30 protein-coding genes are annotated in these 24,593 nt (G+C 31.5%); 16 read left to right on the forward strand and 14 right to left on the reverse strand.

The annotated features are described in order from the left end of the window. Positions 1-95: 95 nt before the first annotated feature. Both ACKTTV_RS14305 and ACKTTV_RS14310 read left to right on the forward strand, forming a co-directional pair. The gene (locus tag ACKTTV_RS14305) at positions 96-650 is read left to right on the forward strand and encodes an RNA polymerase sigma factor (RefSeq protein WP_408031529.1); all 555 of its coding nucleotides are present in this window, start codon (positions 96-98) and stop codon (positions 648-650) included. Then, positions 650-1,432, forward strand: a complete 783-nt coding sequence (locus ACKTTV_RS14310; RefSeq protein WP_408031530.1) for a hypothetical protein — start codon at positions 650-652, stop codon at positions 1,430-1,432. The genes ACKTTV_RS14305 and ACKTTV_RS14310 overlap by 1 nt, the downstream gene beginning before the upstream one ends. Before the next feature lie 3 nt (positions 1,433-1,435). Here ACKTTV_RS14310 and ACKTTV_RS14315 read toward each other — a convergent pair whose 3' ends face one another. The 5 genes from ACKTTV_RS14315 to ACKTTV_RS14335 form a co-directional block, all read right to left on the reverse strand. Then, complete coding sequence (locus tag ACKTTV_RS14315; RefSeq protein ID WP_408031531.1) at positions 1,436-2,146, reverse strand: aspartyl/asparaginyl beta-hydroxylase domain-containing protein; 711 nt, start codon at positions 2,144-2,146, stop codon at positions 1,436-1,438. 1 nt (position 2,147) lies between these two features. Then, positions 2,148-3,086, reverse strand: coding sequence for an NAD(P)H-dependent flavin oxidoreductase (locus ACKTTV_RS14320; RefSeq protein ID WP_408031532.1), 939 nt, complete (start codon positions 3,084-3,086; stop codon positions 2,148-2,150). A 92-nt stretch (positions 3,087-3,178) separates the two neighbouring features. Next, positions 3,179-4,795, reverse strand: coding sequence for a S8 family serine peptidase (locus ACKTTV_RS14325; RefSeq protein ID WP_408031533.1), 1,617 nt, complete (start codon positions 4,793-4,795; stop codon positions 3,179-3,181). Positions 4,796-4,839: 44 nt separating this feature from the next. Continuing rightward, entirely contained in the window at positions 4,840-6,027 is a 1,188-nt protein-coding gene (mnmA, locus tag ACKTTV_RS14330; RefSeq protein WP_408031534.1) for a tRNA 2-thiouridine(34) synthase MnmA, read from the reverse strand. A 183-nt stretch (positions 6,028-6,210) separates the two neighbouring features. Beyond that, a complete protein-coding gene (locus tag ACKTTV_RS14335; protein WP_408031535.1) occupies positions 6,211-6,906 on the reverse strand; it encodes a toxin-antitoxin system YwqK family antitoxin in 696 nt (231 codons plus the stop codon). Between the two features lie 46 nt (positions 6,907-6,952). Between ACKTTV_RS14335 and ACKTTV_RS14340 the strand changes: the two genes are divergently transcribed. Together ACKTTV_RS14340 and ACKTTV_RS14345 are read left to right on the forward strand one after the other, a co-directional pair. Then, on the forward strand, positions 6,953-7,537 hold the full coding sequence (locus ACKTTV_RS14340) for an adenylosuccinate lyase (protein WP_408031536.1): 585 nt from the start codon (positions 6,953-6,955) through the stop codon (positions 7,535-7,537). Between the two features lie 171 nt (positions 7,538-7,708). Next, entirely contained in the window at positions 7,709-7,963 is a 255-nt protein-coding gene (locus ACKTTV_RS14345) for a hypothetical protein (RefSeq protein WP_408031537.1), read from the forward strand. Between the two features lie 59 nt (positions 7,964-8,022). Here the strand turns inward: ACKTTV_RS14345 and ACKTTV_RS14350 are convergent, their stop codons facing one another. After that, a complete protein-coding gene (locus ACKTTV_RS14350; RefSeq protein ID WP_408031538.1) occupies positions 8,023-8,856 on the reverse strand; it encodes a sterol desaturase family protein in 834 nt (277 codons plus the stop codon). A gap of 200 nt (positions 8,857-9,056) precedes the next feature. Between ACKTTV_RS14350 and ACKTTV_RS14355 the strand changes: the two genes are divergently transcribed. From ACKTTV_RS14355 to ACKTTV_RS14365, 3 genes are all read left to right on the forward strand, one after another. Next, positions 9,057-9,905, forward strand: a complete 849-nt coding sequence (locus tag ACKTTV_RS14355) for a helix-turn-helix domain-containing protein (RefSeq protein ID WP_408031539.1) — start codon at positions 9,057-9,059, stop codon at positions 9,903-9,905. A gap of 81 nt (positions 9,906-9,986) precedes the next feature. Continuing rightward, on the forward strand, positions 9,987-10,340 hold the full coding sequence (locus ACKTTV_RS14360; RefSeq protein WP_408031540.1) for a hypothetical protein: 354 nt from the start codon (positions 9,987-9,989) through the stop codon (positions 10,338-10,340). Positions 10,341-10,422: 82 nt separating this feature from the next. Continuing rightward, positions 10,423-11,385: an SDR family NAD(P)-dependent oxidoreductase gene (locus ACKTTV_RS14365; RefSeq protein ID WP_408031541.1), complete on the forward strand. Its 963-nt coding sequence runs from the start codon at positions 10,423-10,425 to the stop codon at positions 11,383-11,385. 57 nt (positions 11,386-11,442) lie between these two features. Here ACKTTV_RS14365 and ACKTTV_RS14370 read toward each other — a convergent pair whose 3' ends face one another. Further along, complete coding sequence (locus ACKTTV_RS14370; RefSeq protein ID WP_408031542.1) at positions 11,443-11,946, reverse strand: YkgJ family cysteine cluster protein; 504 nt, start codon at positions 11,944-11,946, stop codon at positions 11,443-11,445. A 174-nt stretch (positions 11,947-12,120) separates the two neighbouring features. Between ACKTTV_RS14370 and argS the strand changes: the two genes are divergently transcribed. The 7 genes from argS to ACKTTV_RS14405 all read left to right on the forward strand — a co-directional run bounded on the left by argS (position 12,121) and on the right by ACKTTV_RS14405 (position 19,093). Then, the gene (gene argS / locus ACKTTV_RS14375) at positions 12,121-13,896 is read left to right on the forward strand and encodes an arginine--tRNA ligase (RefSeq protein ID WP_408031543.1); all 1,776 of its coding nucleotides are present in this window, start codon (positions 12,121-12,123) and stop codon (positions 13,894-13,896) included. Between the two features lie 267 nt (positions 13,897-14,163). Beyond that, complete coding sequence (lpdA, locus tag ACKTTV_RS14380; protein ID WP_408031544.1) at positions 14,164-15,552, forward strand: dihydrolipoyl dehydrogenase; 1,389 nt, start codon at positions 14,164-14,166, stop codon at positions 15,550-15,552. A gap of 367 nt (positions 15,553-15,919) precedes the next feature. After that, positions 15,920-16,261: a hypothetical protein gene (locus ACKTTV_RS14385; RefSeq protein WP_408031545.1), complete on the forward strand. Its 342-nt coding sequence runs from the start codon at positions 15,920-15,922 to the stop codon at positions 16,259-16,261. Positions 16,262-16,602: 341 nt separating this feature from the next. Next, positions 16,603-17,250 carry a hypothetical protein gene (locus ACKTTV_RS14390; protein WP_408031546.1) on the forward strand — a complete coding sequence of 216 codons (648 nt, stop codon included), beginning with the start codon at positions 16,603-16,605 and terminating at the stop codon, positions 17,248-17,250. After that, on the forward strand, positions 17,238-18,140 hold the full coding sequence (locus ACKTTV_RS14395; RefSeq protein WP_408031547.1) for a hypothetical protein: 903 nt from the start codon (positions 17,238-17,240) through the stop codon (positions 18,138-18,140). Before ACKTTV_RS14390 ends, ACKTTV_RS14395 begins: the two co-directional genes overlap by 13 nt. A gap of 126 nt (positions 18,141-18,266) precedes the next feature. After that, complete coding sequence (locus tag ACKTTV_RS14400; RefSeq protein ID WP_408031548.1) at positions 18,267-18,656, forward strand: thiol-disulfide oxidoreductase DCC family protein; 390 nt, start codon at positions 18,267-18,269, stop codon at positions 18,654-18,656. Then, a complete protein-coding gene (locus ACKTTV_RS14405; protein WP_408031549.1) occupies positions 18,653-19,093 on the forward strand; it encodes an RDD family protein in 441 nt (146 codons plus the stop codon). The genes ACKTTV_RS14400 and ACKTTV_RS14405 overlap by 4 nt, the downstream gene beginning before the upstream one ends. A 92-nt stretch (positions 19,094-19,185) precedes the next feature. Here the strand turns inward: ACKTTV_RS14405 and ACKTTV_RS14410 are convergent, their stop codons facing one another. The 7 genes from ACKTTV_RS14410 to ACKTTV_RS14440 all read right to left on the reverse strand — a co-directional run bounded on the left by ACKTTV_RS14410 (position 19,186) and on the right by ACKTTV_RS14440 (position 22,793). Beyond that, positions 19,186-20,052 (reverse strand): pirin family protein, encoded by an 867-nt coding sequence (locus ACKTTV_RS14410; RefSeq protein ID WP_408031550.1) that lies wholly within the window; start codon positions 20,050-20,052, stop codon positions 19,186-19,188. 66 nt (positions 20,053-20,118) lie between these two features. Continuing rightward, complete coding sequence (locus ACKTTV_RS14415) at positions 20,119-20,556, reverse strand: MarR family winged helix-turn-helix transcriptional regulator (protein WP_408031551.1); 438 nt, start codon at positions 20,554-20,556, stop codon at positions 20,119-20,121. 7 nt (positions 20,557-20,563) lie between these two features. Then, the gene (locus ACKTTV_RS14420; protein WP_408031552.1) at positions 20,564-20,812 is read right to left on the reverse strand and encodes a glutaredoxin family protein; all 249 of its coding nucleotides are present in this window, start codon (positions 20,810-20,812) and stop codon (positions 20,564-20,566) included. 102 nt (positions 20,813-20,914) lie between these two features. Next, a complete protein-coding gene (locus ACKTTV_RS14425; RefSeq protein WP_408031553.1) occupies positions 20,915-21,340 on the reverse strand; it encodes a (4Fe-4S)-binding protein in 426 nt (141 codons plus the stop codon). A 136-nt stretch (positions 21,341-21,476) separates the two neighbouring features. Further along, entirely contained in the window at positions 21,477-22,007 is a 531-nt protein-coding gene (locus ACKTTV_RS14430) for an NADPH-dependent FMN reductase (RefSeq protein WP_408031554.1), read from the reverse strand. Between the two features lie 29 nt (positions 22,008-22,036). Continuing rightward, positions 22,037-22,444: an OsmC family protein gene (locus ACKTTV_RS14435; RefSeq protein ID WP_408031555.1), complete on the reverse strand. Its 408-nt coding sequence runs from the start codon at positions 22,442-22,444 to the stop codon at positions 22,037-22,039. Further along, the gene (locus tag ACKTTV_RS14440) at positions 22,437-22,793 is read right to left on the reverse strand and encodes a DoxX family protein (protein ID WP_408031556.1); all 357 of its coding nucleotides are present in this window, start codon (positions 22,791-22,793) and stop codon (positions 22,437-22,439) included. Before ACKTTV_RS14440 ends, ACKTTV_RS14435 begins: the two co-directional genes overlap by 8 nt. Before the next feature lie 147 nt (positions 22,794-22,940). Between ACKTTV_RS14440 and ACKTTV_RS14445 the strand changes: the two genes are divergently transcribed. Both ACKTTV_RS14445 and ACKTTV_RS14450 read left to right on the forward strand, forming a co-directional pair. After that, complete coding sequence (locus ACKTTV_RS14445; RefSeq protein WP_408031557.1) at positions 22,941-23,903, forward strand: bifunctional helix-turn-helix transcriptional regulator/GNAT family N-acetyltransferase; 963 nt, start codon at positions 22,941-22,943, stop codon at positions 23,901-23,903. 42 nt (positions 23,904-23,945) lie between these two features. Next, entirely contained in the window at positions 23,946-24,323 is a 378-nt protein-coding gene (locus ACKTTV_RS14450; RefSeq protein WP_408031558.1) for a cupin domain-containing protein, read from the forward strand. The last annotated feature ends 270 nt before the right edge of the window (positions 24,324-24,593 follow it).

The following is a 24,593-nucleotide window of genomic DNA, read 5'->3' on the forward strand; positions in this document are numbered from 1 at the left end:
GACAATACTTTTGTACCATATAGTCTAAATTTAAGAATTTTATTACCCAATTTTTCTATGGAATTAGTTTATTTTTAAATTCTCAATAGTAGTTTATGACAGAAAGTAATCGATATTTGAGTGCCTTATTGAACGGAAATGAAGAGGTAACTGCAGAAATTTACTCTAAATTCTACCCTAAAATTAGCTCCTTTATACTAAGAAATAAAGGAAAAGAAGAAGACGTTGAAGATGTTTTTCATGATGCTCTTATGTACTTAATTATTACTCATAAAAAAAAACAGTTATGTATTAACTCTTTTGAAGCATATTTTTTTACCATTTGTAAAAATATTTGGAAAACTTCGTTAAAAAACAGAAAAAATAAGGTAATGAATGAACAAGTTCTGACACTAGATATAAAAGAAGACAATTTAAGCTCATTTATAGTTGAACAACAAAGAAGAGAACTTTATACTGATGCTTTCCAAAAACTTTCAGATAATTGCCGAGAAATTTTAAGTAATTATTTTAATGGAATGAGTTATGAGGAAATAGTTAAAGATCTTTCTTATTCGTCTGTAAACACTGTAAGACAACGTGTTTTTAAGTGTAAATCGAAACTAATTTCAATTATAAAAAAAGATCGTCGTTATAACAGTTTAAAGTAATGAAAGAAAAGAATCAAGAAAATATAGAAAGGTACATTCACAACCAAATGAGTGATAACGACAGGAACTCGTTTGAAAATGAAATGAAGCTTGACAGTGAATTAAGAGAAGAAGTACAACTGCAACTAAACTTGCATAGAGTAATGAGCAAGCAGAATGAACTTTATGACATATCACCATTTAACTTTAATCAAGAGAAAGATGCTGTCAAAGAGCTTCTTAAATCTGAAGAGTTAAAAACTACTTCAGAATACATTCGAAAAAGTACTGCAGCTTACAAAAAGCGAAAAAAGAGATTCCGTTTTTACAAGTATGCTGCTTCCATAGCTGCTACGATTTTATTGCTTATTACGATTAAAAGCACTATTTACTCAGGTAATATAAATTTCTATGAAGAATATGCCGATTGGAATGACTTACCTTCATTAGTAGAAAAAGGGGCTAATGAAAATTCGTTAATTACAATTGAAAAACTTTATAATGATAAAGATTATAAGGCTATTGTTGAATTGAAAGATGGTAATACAAACGATCCATATACCTTAATATATAAAGGAGTTGCTTCGGCTCAGTTAAACGATATTGATAGTGCCAATCGTTTTTTCGATCTTCTAATAAACAATGATAGTTTGGAAAGTTCGAGAGGATATTGGTATAAATCATTACTTCTACTTAAAGAAAACAAATACGAAGAAGCTAAAAAACTTTTAGGTTTTATCTTAAAGAACAAAAACAATTACAATTATAACAAAGCCCAAGAAATCTATTCCAAAATGAAGTAAGAATTATAATTGATATTGCTTTTTTAGAGATTTTATTAACTCTTTTGATATTTCCGTATTGTGCGACTGCAATTCAACAATCATTCTTTTAATAGTCTCAATTTCGTAAGTAACCTTCGGTTTTGTAAGTAGCTGTTCTTTTTTACAAAGTGAAAAGAAAACCTCATCAGACCACTGATTTCTTTCAAGGTCAATTACTAAATGAACCCTATCTATTTCACTGAAATTAGATACCGAATGCGTATAGTTTACGTTAGTATACCAACATTCACCAGGCAACATAACCACCTTTTTATCTTCAATAAAAAAGTTTACATTTTCAGCTGTAATTATAGGTATATGGATACGAAAACAACCATCTTCATACCCTAAATTAAAGTCTTTATGAGGTTTTATTTCAGAACCACTTTTTAATTTCAATAATCTAGCCGATACAATCGGTGCTTTAAAAGTAGTAAGCACTTCTTTAAAATATTTACTACCCCTCAAAGCTTCCGTTTCAAGTAACTTTTGTCCATCTAAAGGCACAGAAATATTTTGTAATTCACCATCTACAGACAATAAAGCTATAGAACTCCATACACCAGAGTAGCCATTTCTATTAAAATGACCACTCCAACTTAATTCTTCTATTTTGCTTAAATCTTGAGTAAGTTTTTCTGTGTTAAAATTGAAAGGTAATTTCAAAGACTTAACTACTTCTTCTAATTTCATTTTACAAAGAATTTAATTCGAGCTTTACTTCGTTAAACTCTTTCATTATATCCGCTATAACGTCGCCTGCTGACTTTATTTCATGAATTAATCCTGCTATTTGCCCTATTTCAAGCTCTCCTTCATCTAAATCTCCTTCAAACATTCCTTTCTTAGCTCTAGCTCTTCCTAACAGTTCTTTTATATCCTCAATGCTTGGATTGTTTTGGTAAAGTTCTTGAACTCTTTCATAAAACCTATTCTTAACCAACCTTACTGGTGCTAATTCTTTTAAAGTTAAATGTGTATCTCCATCTTTTACATCAACAATTGTTTTTTTAAAATTATCATGTGCTGACGATTCAATTGTTGCGGCAAATCTACTTCCTATTTGCACTCCATTCGCTCCTAATGTCATCGCTGCCAACATTCCTCTTCCTGTTCCAATACCTCCTGCAGCTATCACTGGTATTTTAACCTGTTCTCTCACCATTGGAATTAAAGTAAAGGTTGTAGTTTCTTCACGTCCGTTATGCCCTCCTGCTTCAAAACCTTCACAAACAACAGCATCAACACCAGCTGCTTCAGCTTTTAAAGCAAATTTTACAGAGCTTACCACATGAACTACCGTTATTCCTTGTTCTTTTAAAAAACTAGTCCAAGTTTTAGGATTTCCTGCTGAAGTAAACACAATTTTAACCTCTTCCTCAACAATAATATTCATGATTTCTTCAATGTCTGGATATAACATTGGAACATTAACGCCAAACGGTTTATCGGTGGCTTTTTTACATTTCTGAATATGTTCTCTCAATACGTCAGGATACATTGACCCTGCTCCTATAAGTCCCAATCCTCCTGCATTTGAAACAGCTGAAGCCAATTTCCATCCAGAAACCCAAATCATTCCACCTTGAACGATTGGATATTTAATATTAAAAAGTTCAGTGATTTTATTCATTATAATCAATAGTAGATTCCACGAATCAAAGCCAATCCTATTTTATAACATTTAAGCTTAATCATTCGTTTTATCAAAATATGTTTAACGAGTTATTGTTTAAGAAATTTAATTTTTTGAAAAAGACCATTTTTTTCAATCTGCAATATATACATTCCTTGTGACAAATTGGAAACATTAACTCCTTGCGAAATACCTTCCTCTTTCTTTACAAATTCACCCAAAAGGTTTATTATTGAAACGTTAACATTATCATACTGGCTATCAATAAACAATGTATTTTCAACGGGATTTGGATATACCGTAAAATCGTTGTCATTAGGTAGTTTTTCGGTAGATAATGTTCTATATGCTTGTTCAAAATCAGGTACTCCATATCCGTGTTGATCGGTAGGGTTTGCATATCTATCTGCTGACTCTCGGATCTTCTGCATGATTTCCGTATGAGTCATATTAGGAAAAGCCTGCCAAAAACAAGCCACTGCACCTGCCATTACAGGCGATGAAAAAGAAGTTCCATTACTCGTTGAAGGAGATCCAGAAATATAATTAACTACATAAACACTTTGGCCATGTGCCAATACATCTGGCTTCACTCTACCATCGGCTGTTGGTCCATAAGAACTAAATGAAGCGATGTTTTCAGAACCGTTCACAGCGCCTATGGTAAAAACAGAAGCTGCATCTGCTGGTGCGGAAATGTATTTCCATGATTGATTTCCACTATTCCCAGCAGAAGTAACAAAGATTACCCCTCGTGAAGCTCCTATTTCAGCTCCCCTCGATATAAATGCGGTTTCTCCATTCATATCATTGTAAGTGTAATTATAACTTGAATTATCAAATGTCGTATAACCTAATGAAGTATTCACCACATCCACACCTAAACTATCAGCTCTTTCGGCAGCTTCAACCCATAAACTTTCTTCTAAAGGTGTTTCATTTGCTGCATCTTCAGTAATAAACAAGTAAAACGAGGCATCAGGAGCCGTTCCTACAAATTGATTTTCAATATAACCAGCTATATCGGATAATACATGCGTTCCATGATTATGACCAGTGTAGAAGTTTGTACTTCGATTGACAAAATCGTATCCTCCTAAAATTTTATTATTGTCTCTTAATCTCTGAAAAGCACTTAGTGTTTGAACATTCGGAAACCCAGCGTCAATAACTGCCATATGCATTCCTTCTCCAGTAAACCCTTCACGATGTAAATAATCTGCTTTGATCATGGTTACTTGAGTGTTAGCAACACCGTAATCAAAATCGGTATTTAACCCTCTGAATTTGTCTAAATGATTACTTTTCTTAGTTTCTTCAGAAGCGCTAATAGACCTATTTAATGATTTATTCGCAAACTCAATCTTTTCTATAAAATTAAACGAAGTCGACAGACCGTCAATCACGGCTTGAGTACCTCTAACATGAATAGCATTTAACCATTTCGATTTCGCCATTATCGTGATACCAGCAGTATTTTTTACCTGATCGTAGTAACTTGAATGGATAGGTACATCTTTTGTATCAAGGGCTATGTTTAAACGTGTTCTTCTATCAATGGAACGCTGCGTTAACATAGATGTAGGATTGGACAAATAGGTACTTGCTTCTGGCTTATCTTTAAAAAACACCCAAGCATCTTCTGTCTGAGAGAATGTAAAATTACTCAGAAGGGAAACAATAAAAAAAAGTAGTAATTTATTCATGTCAACTAAATTACTACTTTTCTATTTTATTTTTAAATAATTGGTTAACTAATTACACCAGAACCTAATAACTCTTCATTCTTATACCACGCCACAAATTGGCCTTCCTGAATAGCCGATTGGGCATTGTCAAATTCTACATATACCCCATTTTCAACTTTATGAAGTATGGCTTTTTCCAATGATTGTCTGTATCTAATTCGTGCCTCTACCTCCATTGTCTCACCCGAACTTAGTGCTAAATCTTCGCGAACCCAATGTAATTCATCATTAGAAACAAATAAGACATTCCTATATAATCCTTTATGCTTTTTCCCTTCTCCTGTATAGATAATATTCTCTTCTACGTCTGTTTCAATTACAAATAAAGGTTCTTTTGTGCCTCCAACAGCTAAACCTTTTCTTTGACCTTTGGTAAAATAATGGGCACCTTGATGCTTTCCTACTACTTTACCGTTTTGTTTTACGTACTTATATTTTTCAGAAAAATAAGCTAGCTCTTCCTCTTTATTACCAAAATCAGGAACCGTTTTATTAAACCCTTCAAAACTATCGGGTATTTGAATTATTTCTCCTTCTTTTGGTTGTAATTTCTGCTGTAAAAAGTCAGGTAACCTAACTTTTCCGATAAAACACAAACCTTGCGAATCCTTTTTATCCGCAGTAATTAAATCTGCTTCTTTAGCAATCTCTCTAACTTCAGGTTTTGTTAATTCTCCAATTGGAAATAACGCTTTAGCTAATTGCTCTTGCGATAATTGGCATAGAAAATATGATTGATCTTTATTAGTGTCTTTTCCAGCTAACAATTTATATACTGGTTTTCCTTCAATGATTTCTTCTCCTTTTCTACAATAATGCCCTGTTGCTACATAATCAGCTCCTAAACTTAAAGCAATATCCATAAAAACATCGAATTTAATTTCACGATTACATAAAACATCAGGATTAGGAGTTCGTCCTTTTTCATATTCAGCAAACATATAATCGACAATACGTTCTTTGTATTGACTACTCAAATCTACCGTTTGAAATGGGATATTTAATTTTTCAGCTACGATCATAGCGTCGTTACTATCTTCCAACCATGGACATTCATCGGAAATAGTTACCGAATCATCATGCCAGTTTTTCATGAATAACCCAATAACCTCATATCCTTGTTCCTTTAAAAGATAGGCTGTTACACTACTGTCCACCCCTCCTGAAAGTCCTACGACTACTCTTTTCATGTGTTTATTTTTACTGTTTTTCAATGGTCACATGTAACCTTGGATGTTTAAAATAATCATTCATCTGAGTTTGATAATTATTTTGAACATGCCGGTTTCATTAGTTTCGTTTTAAGGCGACAAATTTACGAATTTGTTTTCGTTTAAAAGTATGATAAATTCTAATAGCTGAATAGGTAATTCTTATTCTTTAAATTCCGACAATTTCTCTTTTTTCTTTTTTGAAACTTGTCCATCGATGTAAAACTCCCATTTCCCATGACGTTTTCCATCTTTATACATTCCTTTTTCCTTTAATGCTCCTTTTAAATCATAATATTTCCCTTCTCCATCCAAATTTCCATTTTTATAATTTACCTCCTCCAAGATACTTCCTGTTTCTGAATAAATTTTTGAGGTACCATGTTTCTTTCCATTGCTATAATGAGTTTCTTCTGTAAGCTTTCTATTCGGATAATAATTTTTTAGTACTCCATGCAATTCACCATTCGTATAATTCTCCTCTGACATCACATCTCCATTTGGAAAATAATACAGCCACTTCCCTATTCTATGCTTTCTAAGCATCTTCCCTTGTGATTTTAATTTACCATTAGATGAATAAAACTTCACCTTAGCTGTATCATTTGATCTTGAAAACTCTTTAATGATAGTGGGTTGAGTTGGTGATGTTAGTTCATAAAACTTGAAAACACCTACCTCTTTCCCTCCTATAAATTGGCCTTGATATCTGATATTTCCATTTTTATAGTTCTTTTTCCATGTACCAGTTCTTTTACCATTGTTGTCAAACTGGTTAATCTTTTGCCCAAAGGTAAAATTCCCTAAAAATAGTAGTAATAAAAGCGATATTGAAAATATCCTGTTTATCTTTATCATCCTGTTATTCTTTAAACATATTCAAAGTTACATAAACTATACCAATATGAATTCAGATTCTTTAATTTCTATTTTAAATGATGTAGTCAATGCCTCTAAAGTTAATCGTACGAAAGCTGCAAATATTATATTAAATGATGAAAGTTTATTCAAAGAATTAGTAAAATTTGTTTTTAATGTTGATGATAAGCTGTCGATAAAAGCCGCTTGGATTTTAGAATGGATATGTACACATCATGGTATTGATTATATTCTTCCATATCTTGATATCCTCACTGAAAATATTGGTAAATTAAAATTTGATAGTGCTATCAGACCTTGCTCTAAAATATGTGAACGATTGGCAATGGCATATGATTCAAAGAATGATAATAACACAAAAGTAGTTTTAACTGAAAGTCATATTGATTTGATTATTGAAACAGGATTCGATTGGCTTATTAGCGATCAAAAAATTGCGGTAAGAGCCTACACTATGAATACCTTGTTTTTCTTTGGTAAAGAAAAAGATTGGGTACATCCAGAATTAAAACATCTTATTACCTCGAAAATTGTTTACGAAAGTAAAGGTACCGAAGCAAGAGGCAAACATGTTTTGTATTTAATTGAAAAGTTCAATAATTCAAAATAAGTGAAATACAATAGCTTTGTTTTACTATTTACCCTTAAAATCTCCCCTTATATTTTTAATACTTTCTTATTCTACCTATATTCAGAAATAAAATACTACCATTCAGAAGAATGCTAATTATCATTTCATACAATGAACCCACATTCGTTAGAAACGAAAAAATTTATAATTATGAAACAAAGTATTTTAAACTTTAAAGAAGTGAATGAACTATCTAAAAAAGATCAAAAGAATCTCTTTGGAGGTGGTGGAAATTATAGTGCCGATCCCTTGACAGGTATGACTGTAAACGATTTAGGAGTACCCGTTGGAAATTGGGAATGGAGATGTATTGATACCAAAGATGGATCTTATTATATGTCCTATACAAACGATACTGATAAGTCTAAGAATATACAGTGCCAAAAGGCTTGGCATATTTTATAATATGAAAACAGTGTCTATATGACAGATATAGACACTGTCATTTATTTAATCAAAAATAATTATTCACCTATATTCGTTGGCTTTCTATAACCTTGAAAAGGTTGCTTCAATAACTCTAATAAACTCGAATTCTTTACTTCATCTGGGAATGTATCCACGCCATATACAATTTCTTCTCTATCCATTTCCATATAAGTACCAAAAAGTCGATCCCATATAGAAAATATATTACCATAATTACTATCTGTATAAGGGAGTAAATTATGATGATGTACCTTATGCATATCTGGTGATACAATGACATAGCTAAGTGCCTTATCTAATTTTTTAGGCATTTTTATATTTGCATGTGTTAATTGAGTAAAAACCAACGACATTGACTGATACAACATTACAATTCCAATAGGAGTTCCTACTAAAAAGACTCCCAATAAAGTAAAAGAAAAGCGAATCACACTTTCAATTGGGTGATGTCTGTTCGCTGTAGTAGTATCAACCTTATGATCAGTATGATGCACCAGATGAACCATCCATAAAAGAATTACTTTATGTTCTACTAAATGCGCTAAATAAGCTCCAAAGAAGTCTAAGAACAGAACACCTAAAAGAACATATAACCACAACGGCATTTCCGGTAACCAATTAATTAATCCAAAATTATTTGCAACAGCCCAATCAGAAGTTTTTAATAATAAGAATGCTAAAAAGAAATTAATAATAATTGTTGTCGCAGTAAAAAAAAGATTTGGAAACGCATGTTTCCACTTGTTATACTTAAAACTGAATAAAGGTACTGCACTCTCTAAAAGCCAAAAAAAAGTAATACCTCCAACCAAAATCATACTCCTATGAGCAGGAGGAATGTTTTCAAAATAACTAATAATCGTCTCCATTAATTTCCATTTTCCTTAAAAATACAAATATTATATTTCTCTCAAAAAAACAAAGATTTCTTTTTATTATTTACAATGAATACAAACTAATTATACATAAATTTTATTAACTCGTTTTTTATAGCTCGAATTTATAAATAGCTGAAACTACTAAAAATAATCCGTTAGTTTTGTAATACATGAAATATTAAAACTATCGTATGATTCATAGTCATCAACATTATGATTTACTAGGGAAAATTGTTCTGGAAAGAGTTGTTTTTACACCTCCACTCAGATTGAAAGAACAAATGGAATCAGAAGCTTGTTTATTATACTCGATAAAAGGAAATTCTTCTCTTTACCACGTAAATAAAAAGTATGGTATTGAATCACATAATGGTGTTTTGATGAAATGCGGTAATTATTTCAACTATTGGCAAGAAAATGCTGATAATTCAGAGAATGAAGCTGTAGCTATCCATCTTTACCCTGAACTCATTAAATACGTATACAACGATAAAATACCTGATTTTTTGACTGCTAAATCTGATCAAAAAGATTCTAAGATTCAAGTAATAAAAAGCAATGAGTTATTGAAACTATATATTGAAGGCTTAATGATATACTTCAATAATCCTGATATTGTTGCTGAAGATCTTATTATTTTAAAGGTAAAAGAGCTTCTTAATATTCTTTACAAAATCGATAGTAATAATATTAGAAATTTGCTTCATGACATATTTAATCCTTCAAATATTAACTTTAAGAATATTATCGGGAATAACATTTTTGAAGATATATCCATTGAAGAAATTGCGCATTTATGTAATTTAAGTATCTCTAGTTTCAAACGTAAGTTTAAAGAATCATTTAACGATACTCCAGCCTCCTACTTCAAAAATAAAAAGCTAGAAAAAGCCGCTCAATTGTTAACAGTATCTTCAGATAGAATATTAGATATTAGTATTGATTGTGGGTTTTCAAGTGTCGACAGTTTTTCTAAATCTTTTAAAAGAAAATATGGTCTTTCTCCCACTGAATTCAGACAAAATAATGGACTAAATTAACGGATTAAAGGACTTTTTCACCTGAATTAAGGGTACCGTTTTGTTGAAATTTGCATTGTTATTAATCATTAATTAAATATTATGCAATCAACACAACATGTTTATAAACCAATTCCTTTAAGAATTATTTTTATTCTAAATGCTATTATGGGCTTGCTCCCATTTATATTTTACTATGTTATCACCTCTAAAAACATCAATATCGGTGATATCCAACCCATTTGGATAATATATACTGGAATAGCATATTTTATAAGCTTTATAAGCCTTGTAGTTTTTATCTTAAAAAGAAATTTATGGGCGGCTCGAGTAGTTTTCTTCATAAATATACTAGTTGCAATTCCAGCAAAAGCATATATCGGAATTGTTGTTGCGGTTATTTCAATACTTCTTTCATTTTTCAATAAAAAAGTAACTACATATTTTAATTCATAACACTGATGAATTGATATAGATAGTCCATAAAATATCTATCTAACACCACATTTTAAAAGCATCTCAAATTAACATTTCTTAAATGGAAAATAATACTAACAAAAGAATTCTTATCACCGGTGCCAACGGAGCTATGGCGAAAGAAACTATCAAACACTTAATCAAGCATGGTTATAATAATATTGTTATGGCCGTGCGAACAAAACATAAGGGTGAAATTGCCAAAAGAGAAATACTTCAATCGGTTAAATCCGATCAAACTTTACGTTTAGTCGTGATCGATGGTTTTGACATGAATCATCCTGAAAAAATTACTGCAGCTGTCCAAAAGCTAGATAAGACAGAACCTTTCGACATTGTTTTTCTAGCTGCTGGTTTCGCTGTTTTTTCGGATAATTATGAATCTATTACCTATAAAAATACCCAATTTGAAAAAACGGTTTTTCAAAATTTAATCGGAAGTCATATTGTTTATGTTCAACTAAAAAGAATTGGACTTCTCTCTAAGACTGCAAGAATAGTTCTGGCTGGAGGTGAAGGTGCTCGTGGAATTTCTGGAATGATAAAGAAACCACGTTTTGAATCTAAGAAATCTTTGATGGGTTATATACATTTAAAATCTGAATCCCTTCCAAAGTACAATCCAATGAATGCTATAGGTGTTTCAAAATTTGTAGGAGGTTTGTGGGTTAAAAAGTTAGCCGAAATCGAACCTGATTTCGAAGTGGTATGGTTCTCTCCTGGCTTAACTTCAGGGTCTTCAGGGTCTTCAGGGTTAAAAAACTTACCTAGAGTTAAACAAACAGTATTTAATCTTATGTTTGGTATGATGAACTTTATTGGTCAATCACAATCTCCACAAAAAGGAGGTGAAAAATATGCAGATTGTTTAATGGGGAATGTTGGTAAATCAGGAGAACTTATTGGTGCTCCTAAAGGGAAAACACTTGGAAAATATACTGAGCAAACTCCATTGAATACTGATTTGGAAAAAATTGAGCTTAGAGAAGCTCTTTGGGATAGCTTAAAAATATTCGACGCATAAAAAAGAAGTGCTTATTAAATAAGCACTTCTTTTTTATATTTCAAATACATAGGTATCTTATGAACTTGGCAAGCGCTTCTTCAGCTCCTCTACTATTCTGTAAGTTGCTGGACAAACTTCAGTATTTTTAACCGTAAGGTTTGCCAATTGAATAAACTTTTTTCTATTTGTATGTGGATATTCTGAACAAGCTTTTGGGCGAACATCATAGATAAAACAGGTATTATCGCTTTCATCTAAAAAAGGACATGGAGCCGTTTTTAATACATGAAAATCATCTTCATCTATCCTTAAATATTGAGCAACGAAATCTGCTACTTTCATTTTTAGATGCTTCGCTATTCGTTCAATGTCTTTATAAGTAAACATAGGACTCGTTGTTTTACAACAATTGGCACAAGTCAAACAATCAGTTCTCTCAAATTCTTCTTCATGAATTTCTTGCATTAACACATCCAAGCGTTTTGGTGTTCTTTTCTTTAACTTCTTAAAATATTTAATATTTTCTTCCTTAGCCTCTTTAGCCAATCGTGGTAAATTCTCTAAATCCTTATCTATCATCACTAACATTATTATGGTTAAAAATCAAAGAGTTAGCAATTCAACTCAATGCCAAATTATTAACATAAAACCTTTGATTTTCCGGTGGCAAAAATACCCATATAAATTGTTAGAATCAGTTTAAATATCATCCAAATAATTTATGTAATTTTGCACTTCAATTTATGACAATTAATGAATATTCAAAACGTACTAGAAACTAAAGTAAAAGAAGGATTTTTAGCCTTGTATGATGTAGAAATTCCTAATGTTGAATTTCAAGCAACCCGTAAAGATTTTGAAGGAGATATTACAGTTGTAGTATTCCCTTTATTGCGGTATAGGAAAGGAAATCCTGTTCAAATTGGTGAAGATTTAGGAAAATACTTAGTTGAGCATGTTGAGGATGTAACAAGTTATAATGTTGTAAAAGGCTTTTTAAACCTAGTAATTGCGGATAGCTTTTATACCAATTTTTTCAATCAAATTTCTTTAGATGAAACTTACGGTTACGTCGAAGCAGATACTAGAGATGCTCGTATGGTTGAATACTCATCTCCGAATACCAATAAGCCATTGCATTTAGGGCATGTTAGAAACGTATTATTAGGATATGCTGTATCTGAAATCTTAAAAGCTGCTGGGCATAAGGTTTACAAAACCCAAATCATTAATGATAGAGGAATCCATATTTGTAAATCAATGTTGGCATGGAAAAAATATGGGAATGGTGAAACTCCTGAATCTACTGGTTTAAAAGGAGATAAACTTGTAGGTAATTATTATGTAAAGTTTGACCAAGAGTATAAAAAAGAGATCAACGCTTTAGTAGCAGATGGTGTTTCTGAAGACGACGCTAAGAAACAAGCTCCTTTATTCCTGGAAGCACAAGAAATGTTACGAAAGTGGGAAGCTGGAGATAAAGAAGTAGTAGCTCTTTGGGAAATGATGAACGGTTGGGTTTACAAAGGGTTTGATGTTACTTACGAAAACATTGGAGTTGATTTTGACAAGCTATATTATGAAAGTAACACCTATCTTTTAGGAAAAGATGTTATTGAACAAGGATTAAAAGACGGTGTTTTCTTTAAGAAAGAAGATGGTTCTGTTTGGTGTGATTTAACGGATGAAGGACTCGATGAAAAGTTAGTGCTTCGTTCTGATGGAACTGCTGTATATATGACGCAAGACATTGGAACAGCCATTCAGAGAGCGAAAGATTTTACTGATTTAAGTGGAATGGTTTATACCGTTGGGAATGAACAAGATTATCACTTTAAAGTATTATTCTTAATTCTTAAAAAATTAGGATATAACTGGGCTGATCATTTATATCACCTAAGTTATGGAATGGTTGATTTACCTTCTGGTAAGATGAAATCGAGAGAAGGTACTGTTGTTGATGCCGATGATTTAATGGTCGAAATGGCGGATACTGCTAAAGAAATTTCTCAGGAATTAGGGAAATTAGAAGGATACTCAACTGAAGAAAAGAATTCTTTATACAATACTATTGGTTTAGGAGCTTTAAAATATTTCATTTTAAAGGTTGACCCTAAAAAGAGAATTTTGTTTGACCCTCAAGCTTCTGTTGATTTTCAAGGTAATACTGGACCATTTGTTCAATACACCTATGCGAGAATTCAGTCTATTTTAAGAAAGGCCGAATTTGATTACAGTAAAGAGATATCTGGTATTGAATTACACGATAAGGAAAAGGAGTTAATTAAACAACTTGCCCTTTTCCCAGATACAATTCAACAGGCTGCTAGAAGCTATTCTCCTGCTGTAGTGGCTAATTATACATACGACTTGGTAAAGGAATTTAATTCATTTTACCAAAACGTATCTATTTTGGGAGAAGAAGATGAGGATAAAAAAATATTTAGAGTTCAGTTATCTAATAAGGTAGCAAACACTATTAAACTAGCGTTTAAATTGTTAGGAATTAACGTTCCTGAAAGAATGTAATATTTTAATTATAAATGTTGAATTATAAGTTTTGAATGTTGAACTATTAATTCAAGATTTAACATTCATAATTAAAATAGCGTTAGGGATTGAAGTGGCATCCTTTTGGTTTTGATTCGAGTTTGCGAAGCAAGTATTGAGAATAGAAAACAAAAGATGTAACGGAAAGCCTGCTCGAACGCCCAAATAAATTAAATTAATGAATTCAATGGAGCAATTATTTTTTTAAAATCTTGCTTCTTATAAAATTAAGTAAACAACTAAAACATGAAATACGACGTACTAGTAATTGGAAGTGGTCCTGGAGGTTATGTAACTGCCATTAGAGCATCACAATTAGGATTTAAAACTGCCGTAGTTGAGAAAGAAAACTTAGGTGGAATATGCTTAAACTGGGGATGTATCCCAACCAAAGCTTTATTAAAATCTGCACAAGTATATGATTATTTAAAGCATGTTGATGAATATGGTTTAAAGGCTGAGGCTATTGATAAAGATTTTGATGCTGTTATTAAGCGTAGTCGTGGTGTTGCCGAAGGAATGAGCAAAGGTGTTCAGTTCTTAATGAAGAAAAATAAAATTGATGTAATCGACGGATTTGGTAAAATTAAGACAGGTAAAAAAGTTGATGTAACTGACAAGGATGGTAAAGTAACTGAATATTCAGCAGATCATATTATTATTGCTACCGGAGCTCGTTCACGTGTATTACCAAACTTACCTCAAGATGGTAAAAAAGTAATTGGTTACCGTGAAGCAATGACGTTATCTACACAACCTAAATCAATGATTGTTGTTGGTTCTGGAGCTATTGGAGTTGAGTTTGCTCACTTCTATAACTCTATGGGAACTGATGTAACTATTGTTGAGTTTATGCCAAACATTGTTCCTGTTGAAGATAAAGACGTTTCTAAGCAAATGGAGCGTTCTTTCAAGAAAGCTGGAATTAAAGTAATGACCAGCTCTTCTGTGGAGTCTGTTGATACTTCAGGAGATGGAGTGAAGGCGACGGTTAAAACTAAAAAAGGAGAGCAAGTATTAGAAGCTGATGTAGTTTTATCGGCGGTAGGTATTAAAACCAATATTGAAAACATCGGTTTAGAAGATGTTGGAATTATTACTGATAGAGACAAGGTTTTAGTAAATGATTTCTATCAAACAAATATTCCTGGATATTATGCTATTGGTGATGTAACTCCTGGTCCTGCATTAGCGCACGTTGCTTCTGCTGAAGGAATTACTTGTGTTGAAAAAATCGCTGGTTTACATACTGAAACTATTGATTACGGAAACATTCCTGGATGTACGTATGCGACTCCTGAAATTGCTTCTGTTGGTTTAACTGAAGACAAAGCAAAAGAGCAAGGATATGACATTAAAGTTGGTAAATTCCCATTCTCTGCTTCTGGTAAAGCGAAAGCTGCTGGAACTCCTGATGGTTTCGTAAAGGTCATTTTTGATGCTAAATATGGTGAGTGGCTAGGTTGTCATATGATTGGTGCTGGTGTTACCGACATGATTGCTGAGGCTGTCGTAGCTCGTAAATTAGAAACTACTGGTCATGAAGTATTAAAAGCTATCCACCCTCACCCAACCATGAGTGAAGCGGTTATGGAGGCTGTTGCTGATGCTTATGATGAAGTAATTCACTTATAAAATACTACTTATAAAAAGTAACTCTTTATAATTAAAAATATCGAAAATCCTAAGGAACATTTGTTCTTTAGGATTTTCTTTTTATATCAATTTTTCACGTAGCCAAATACAAAAAAACTACTTTAGTTGTACTACACTTTTGTATAATTAACATTAATACAAAACTCCCTATACACAAACACAAAACACTCATTTACAAGGCTTTACACACTAAAAACAAAAACTACTCTTTCGGGTAGATCATTCAACTTAGAATCCCTCTTAACTTTGTCAACGTAAAAACTATTTATCGATAAATATTATCCGAAACCCTAAAAATGATGTAAAACTTATTAGGAAAAAAAATAACCATTAAAAATCATTAAAAATGAAATTAACTAAAAAAATCTTAGTACCAGTTTGCGCAGTAGCACTATCGTTCACATTATTCTCATTCAAGTCTACTTCTTCTAATCAAGATAACTTAAATGTAGCTTCAGTTCAGTTTAACTCTGCAGAATATTCAGTAGGAGATTATGCACAAGTTGCACGTATTAGAACCGTAGGTAAAGTAGCTAAAAAAGTATGGGATAGAAGTGGTAAAGAAGCTGCTAAATTCCTTGCTTACGAAGTTGTTTTAAGAGGTGTTGATTGGTTGTTATCAGCTGAAGAAGAAATCCAAGCTCCTCAAGTTGCAAGTGAAATCAATTACAAGCTAAGCAAGCTTTAATCATCAAACTATTCAAACCTACCTGTATTACATATGCGGGTAGGTTTAAAAAGACAAACTATTAACCATTGGTATCAATATCACAATAATAATTTTGATTTTTTGAACTACTGGTAGACTTCTTGCTAATTCAACAACAAACAAAATAATTACTAATTATTAAATGAATTGAAGCTTTCTCGAAGGCCGACATTCAACATTGAGAAAAATCCTAAGACGATTTATTAGCAGTATAATCAATATCCAACTATAACTATATTTTTAGTAGTCGGAAAATGTATGGAAATCCACTCATAACATCCAATACATTCCTATCTATTAAAACCTTAAACAACTTACAGATGAAAAAAAGTATCTTAATAATCTCAATTTTTACAGTTTATTGGGGGGCTACTATATTTTTCACCCTTCCTGAAAACTACTTAAAAATTAAAGCTCTAAAATACGAAAAGATATTTTCGTCATTCTTTTACCAAAGATGGTCCTTCTTTGCCCCCCCTCCTAAATTTAACGACCGTCTATACTACAACTTCGCTAGTCAAAAAGACACCATTATTATGGAAGCTATGAAACCAATTCACGATAAACGAAAAAGTGAATACCTATTTAACAATGATATTTCAGTTGTAGATTACATTTTATCAAACTCTCTAAACAATATTTCCGACATTATTAGAGAACATTATAATGCCTACAAATTTGAAAATTGCGATGGTAAAGAAGAAGCTGAATGCTTTAAACAATTTATGGATAAGTTTAAAAAGGACTTCCATAAAACAAATGAAGTAAAGACATTAATGAACTACGGAAAGAGTCTTGCTAAAAATAGAGGCTTAGACGATACTTTTAAAATAAAGTTTGTTTATGCCACGGTAGATGTACCAGCTTTCTCTAAAAGACATGAAAAAGAAAGCGAAGAAGAAAAAAAGGAACAATTTGTTTTTGAAACTGACTATTATAACTTAAAAACTGAATCATGGGAAAATTAAAACAATTTATAGACAATTTATCAAGTACGAATAGATTCTCTTGGTATTTATCAATCTTTAGAGTCTTCCTTGGCTTTCATATTATAAAGAAAATATACCTACTTTGGGGAAGTCAATCGATACTTTTAAGCAATGGCGTGTTATTTGAGCATAAAGAAATGTTCTTGGATTATTTTGGGTTTAACTCAGAAGTTGTTTTAGCTAATAGTAGTATTCTTTTATTATCCATAGTAGCACTTTCAATTTTTATGATATTGGGTATCGGTAGAAACATCACTGTTTTCATATTATATTTCTTTATAAAAATTTTGCAGGACCTAACCTATCCAATACTTAATGGAGGCGATAATTTAATGATCTTTGTTTTACTGTATTTCTGTTTTGCAAGCTCTTTCGAGCACTTAACACTGTACAAACAAAAAGTTAAAACAAATAAGTCTTATTTAATTTCAAACCTAGCCGTTTACTCTATTTGCTTTCATTTAGGTTATGTATATTTTATATCGGCTATTCATAAAATACATGCAGATGTTTGGTTTAATGGAACTGCGTTATATTACGTGATGAATTTAGAAAGATTTAGTAGTCCTATTAGTAGTTTATTTTCTGATAATGGAGTTATAACAACTTTAGGAACCTATTTTACATTACTATTCGAATTATTATTCATCTTTTTAGTTTGGGATAAAAAGTATAAAGTTATCTTCCTAATCTCAGGTATAATGTTACATGCAGGAATCTATTTCTTCATGATGATTTACGACTTTGAAATCTTCTTTGTTAGCTTATATGGTTTCTTCTTAAGCAATCAACTTTATGAAAGGCTAGCCTATAAAGCAAATACATTTTTACTTAACTTTAAAACACAACGACATGCTCAACAAGCTTAAACTTCTCGGATTTCTAGGTTTTTTAGGTTTTGCTTCCTATTTTTTAGATGCTCCTAGCTATTTTAAATTATTCAAATTATTTTTCTTCCTATTCTGGATTGAAGACATTGTAAAATTCTTTAAAAAATGGAAAACATCTTAATTTATGACGGATTATGTGGCTTCTGTAATAAAACCGTTGTTTTTTTAGCTGAGTTAGATTCGGAAAATCACTTCAAATTTATTTCTGATCAATCTGAACTAGGTAGAGAAATACTTAAGAAAAATAATCTGACAGAATTAAATAAAAAAACAATAATTGTAGTTAGTCATGATAACATTTATATTAAATCTAATGCTATATATCAGTTCTTAAAGATAACAAAGCAATATTATGCTCTAAGACTTTTAATGAACTTAATACCTATTAAAATTAAAGATTGGGTATATGATATAATCTCAGAGAACAGACGAAAATTAACTCAAAATACCTGCTCTATTCCGAATGAGCAAATTCGAAAAAAATTTCAATTATGAACGAACATACTAAAGTTTTTAATTATAAGATTGCCAGTAAGAAAAAGCGATTCTATGCTTTTATGTTAGAATTATTTTTCTCTCTAATAGTGCTATTTGCTTTAAACTATTTGTTTTATCAAGAAGATTTAGATACTTTTTTGGATGCTGACACAAACCTATATAGTATCTTATTAAATGCAGTAGCTGCATTTGGAATTGGCGCAGCATGTTACCCTTTATTTTCTGGGAATATCGGACATCGAATTCTTAATATAAAGGTAATTGATGCAAAAACAGGAAATGATTTCAATAACTTCTTTGAAGGTGGAATAAGAGAATTTGTAAAAAACTTTTTATCGAATTTTATTCTTCCAGTAATTTGGTTGTTTTTTGATAAGAAACATCAAAATGCATACGATAAGGTTACCAATACCTATGTTGTAGAAAGAAAATAGAAAACATTTAGTTTTATAATTTTAAAGGGAAAAACCATTTACAACGTTTTTCCCTTTAAATTCTTCTTAAGCAATTATTTATTTGCTATTCTTTAATATAAATATCCCATTTTTCCTTGCTGATAATCTCTTAAGGCTTCCATTATCTCAGTTTGAGTATTCATGACATACGGTCCCCAAGAAGCTACTTTTTCTTTTATTGGAGTTCCTGAAAGAATTAATAATCGACTCTCTTCTCTACCCTCAAGTTCTATCTGATCACCATCTTGATGAAAAGTTATCATTTGTGTAGCGCCTTTTTTCAAGGTTGCTTCATTATTTACCAAAACTTCACCATCTAAAAGATATACTAACACTTCATGATGCTTTGGAATCTCAACCATCATTTTTCCAGAATCTTTGACATCAGCTGTAAAAACATTCACTTCCGTTTGTGTTAGAATTCTACCATTTACTCCCTTTTGCTCTCCTGCGATTACTTTTAACACAAAGTTTCCATCCTCATCTTCAATAGTAGCTATATCTTCACTTTTCACATGTTGGTAATTCGGAGTCATCAGCTTCTTTTCGGCTGGTAAGTTCAACCATAACTGGATACCTTCCAAATCCCCCCCTCTTTCTACGAATTCTTTAGAAGGTCCTTCTGCATGGATAATTCCTCTCCCTGCCGTAGTCCATTGAACATCCCCTGCTTTAACTAGCATTTCATTTCCTAGAGAATCTCTATGTAGCTGCTCACCCTTGAATAATAAGGTAATCGGTTCAAACCCTCTGTGTGGATGAGGACCTAAATCAAATGGATTATTAAAAGCACTGATAGCGTACGGTCCATAATGATGTAATAGTAAAAAGGGATCTACCATTTCTATTCCTTGTGTGGGTAAAGGTTGTCTTAATCTTACTGGTCCCATGTTTACCATTGGACTCCCTACTTTATTTTTTATTGTTTTTGTTTTCATTTGTTTTAATTCATTTATTTTCCATGGAAAATATTATTGTAAATTTTTTTATTATTTCTGTGAGTCTTACCTTATTTTATCAAGTAAAAAACTTAACTGCTCAGCTTCCTCCATTGATAGGTTATCCATAAAGTCAAAATGTAATTCGCTATCTATTGTATCAAGAATTTCTAATCCTTTATCAGTAATATTAATATATACCACTCTCCTATCATGTTCGCATCTTATTCGATGAATATAATTCTTATCACATAATTTATCCATTAAACGAGTAGCATTAGGTGCTCTTTCCACCATCCTATCTTTAATTACCTGGACTTTAATTGCTTCTTTTGCTCCTCTTAAAATTCGAAGTATATTATACTGTTGAGGCGATATACCATAAGGTTTGAAAAAATCATTTTCTTTACTTTGAATCCAGTTAGCTGTATACTTAATATTTATAAAAGCTTTCACTTTACTATCCTCAAATTTTGAATTAATGTCCTTAGAAATATCTCCCATAGTATAATTACCCTCTTAATTTTAGATCCTTCATTACTTTATTAAAAGTATCTGAAGTTGGTGTTAAATATACATCATCATTTACAAATAAGGTTGGATATTTAATCATACCCTCATACAACTCTTTTGTATGTTCTTTTGCTTCACTATCTTCATAAACGTCTTTAAATATAAACGGTACTTCAGCCGACTTTAAAAAGTTTCGATAAGCAATGGTATAAGCATGTCCTTTTTTACCGTATAATGTAATATTCATTTAGAATCCTCCTTTCTTAATTGATAGTACAAATTTACGGAAAATATTTTTATTTTCCAAGGAATATAATATCAAGGTAATTATATGGTTAAGAAACCGACATTAGCCAATAAAACCTACTTTACCATGTGTTCCATCACAATAAGGTTTATTGTTTGATGCACCACATCGGCAAAAGGCCGTTGCCCTCTCTCTAACCTCTTCAGAACCATCAGAATTAACTATATGAATATCTCCCATAATCATTAGAGGTCCATTTTCTAAACATTTTACCTCTGTTTCCCGTTCCTTTTTATTGTTTCTCGTTTTTAATTCATAGGATAATGCTCCTGAGGGACACTCGTCTATTTGCTTTTGAATTCTTTTACTAGTAGCAGTTTCCAAATTTACCCAAGGTCTGTTCTTTGGGTTAAATACTTGAATTAAGCCTTTCCAACATTTCGTTGAATGTATGCAAGAATTCGGTTTCCAAAATACTTTCAATTCATCTTTTTCATATGTCTTTAAAATTTCTTTGTTTTCTGACATGACTTCAGTTTTTGTTAGTTTCAATTAAATGAACTCATCACAACTTTTCCTATCTCTGAAAAATTCCTGAAAATTAAAAATAAAGATGAGCTCAAAAAAAACTCGTTTAAACTTAAATGTCTAAACGAGTTTGATTTTAAAGTGCTTTTTCGAATTCCGTAACCGTGTTATTCAATTCAAGCGACTTATCATCATCCGTAATTTTATCTTCTTTAAAAACATCATAAAATTTCGGTAAGGTATACGTTCCAACCACATTGGCTCCCATATGAGGAAATGTTCCTTGCGCTGCTGCTAAAACTGTTGCTCCGCCTCTACCTCCTGGTGAAGTAGCCATAACCAAAACTGGTTTATTTCTAAACACTTCTCTATTCTTTCGTGAAACCCAATCAAATAAATTCTTAAATGCTGCTGCGTATGATCCATTATGTTCTGCTAGTGAAATAATAAATCCATCATATTTGTCAAGTGTTTCGTTAAATGAGGCTGCTCCATTCGGATATTCATTCTCTCTTTCAAAATCCTCACTAAAAACTGGTACCTCGTAATCATTCAAATCTAAAACATCAAAGGTTGTATTTTTAAGTTGACCTGCAGCAAAAGCAGCTAACTTTTTGTTGATTGACGTTGTACTTGTACTTCCGGCGAATGCGGCTATTTTTTTCATCTTTTTATTTTTATTGTATTTGTAGTATTCTAAACAATTAAACTTTCAATAGGTGTTTCTCCCTTTACCATTTTAGCTATTGGACATTTACCTGCTATTTCTATAAGTTTCTTTCTTTGTTCATTAGTTACTTCTTTTTCAAAAGAAATTTCTTCTACTAATGATTTCTTGATTCCTTTTGGTCCTAGCTTTTCTTTTTGAGATACTTTCACTTTTATTTCTCCCAAATCCCAACCTTTCCTTTCGGCATACATGCGAAGTGTTATTGATACACATCCACCAATTGCCGTTAGCAAATACTCAACGGGTGTCGGTGCTGTATCAGTTCCTCCTGACTCGAGAGGCTCATCAATTACAGCAAAATGGTTTCGCATCTTAGCCTTAGCTAAGTACTTCTTTTCTGTTAATGTAACTTCAGAAGTTATTGTTCTATTCATTGATTTTCTTGCTAAAAACGTAAGAAGCTATTAAGAGTACTAAAGCAACAATAGCCCCCGTTTGTGCTCCATCATTAATCATTACATGAGCGAAAATAGCTAAAATAAAGGCAAAGAAAAACCCAGCGTAGGCCCACTCATTAATAGCTTTCCCTCTAAAAAACCATAATGCTACAACTCCTAAAACTTTAGCCAAACCATATGGGTATATAATATATGTTGGGTATCCAAAACTTTTAAACATTCCTGCTACTTCAGCATGATTAAAAAAATACATTCCTGCGGAGAACAACATCAATAATGATAAAAGTCCGGTGGTAACATAAAAGATAATTTTATTAGTTTTCATGATAATGTGTTTTTTATTTGATACAAAGATATAAAAAAATAAATTCCATGGTAAATATTTTCTAGGAAAATTATTTTTATAAGTTATTCGTTTCAATTTAGAATTATTTATTTACTTTTACATAAGTACTTATATAAATTATAATAAATGGATACATTACGAGGTTTGGGTGAAATAAGTATGGGCTCTCGACTTAAAAGAATTAGTGAGTATTTAATGAGAGAGACCCAAATTGTTTATGATACATTTAGTATTAATTTTGATCCTTACCTCTTCCCTACTTTTAAAATTATAAAAAACAGAAATGGTGTAACCAATACAGAAATAAACAATTGTTTGCGAACCACTCAACCCGCAACTACACAAACCATCAATAAGTTGTTAAAAAAGAACCTCATTACCTACAAAGAACACGAAATAGATAAACGAAAAAAAGTTTTCTATTTATCTGAAGAAGGTAAAAAATTGGTTAAAGAAGTTACCCCAATATGGGAAAGTATTGAGTTTATTATTAAAAAATACACAGGTTTCGAATCTCAATCGCTCATTGAGCATTTAAATATTCTGGAAGCACAATTTGAAGAAAAAAGTTTTAGTAAAGCAATTATTGAAGATATTAGAATGAAAGATTTTAAAGACACTATAAACATTGTTCAATATAACAACAAGTACAGTAACCATTTTTATGAGCTCAATATAGAGTGGTTGAAAACCTTTTTTTATGTTGAACCTTTTGATGAGGAAGTTTTAAGCAATCCTGAAAAGTACATAATCGATAAAAAAGGATATATCTTCTTTGCCAAATTGAACGACGCAATTGTTGGCACTGTTGCTCTAATGCCCAAAGACGGTGTTTACGAATTGACAAAAATGGCCGTATCACCTAAACACAGAGGATACAAAATTGGTCAAAAATTGATGCAACATTGTATTGATTTTGCTAAAAATTTAGAACTTGAAAAATTGATTCTTTACTCTAATACTGTTTTAGAAAACGCCATTTATATATATCGAAAATATGGATTTATAGAAATTCCTGTTGAAAAAGATTCTCCATATAAACGTAGTAATATTAAAATGGAATTAAAATTAACTCCTTTGAAATCATAGTGCAATTTTTCACCTGTAAAACAACTCATAAAAATTAAACACATGACAATAGAGAAAAAACTTAACTTAAAGAGTGAGTCAAATATTATAAAGGAATATTTCTCACCTCGAATAGTATCTGAAGTCAACAACCAATATGTAAAATTGGCTAAAATTAAAGGTGAAGACATTCCTTGGCATAATCATAAAAATGAAGATGAGTTATTCTATGTTATTGAAGGAAGCCTTTTAATGGAAATAGAAAATCAACCTAGTTTTGAGATGAAAGCGGGAGATTTATATGTTGTCAAAAAAGGAATTAATCATCGCGTATCATCACATAATGACTGTTTAATTATGCTTATTGAATCGAAATCTACACAACATACTGGAGATGTAATCTCTGACGTAACAAAAAACATAGAGCAACAAAAGTATTAGTCTCCACAGTATTTGTCTTAATTTGTTATTTATTCCGTTTTTAACTTTTGCGATATAAATTGAAAAGCTATGATAAATTTAAGTTCAAGTTCCTTCTGCCAAAGAATTCGCTCAAAACGGGGTGATGTAAGCCCAAAATGGATATGAACCTTCTAAAAAAATTGAGGAATTGACACTTTAATACCATAGCTCTAGAAAAAAGCATAAAAAATCAGAGTGTCAAATTTGAGAAAGATAGTAAACTACTCAAAACATTACTAGAAAGAATTA

It is taken from the genome of Tenacibaculum xiamenense, from assembly GCF_964513065.1.
Classification (GTDB): domain Bacteria; phylum Bacteroidota; class Bacteroidia; order Flavobacteriales; family Flavobacteriaceae; genus Polaribacter; species Polaribacter xiamenense.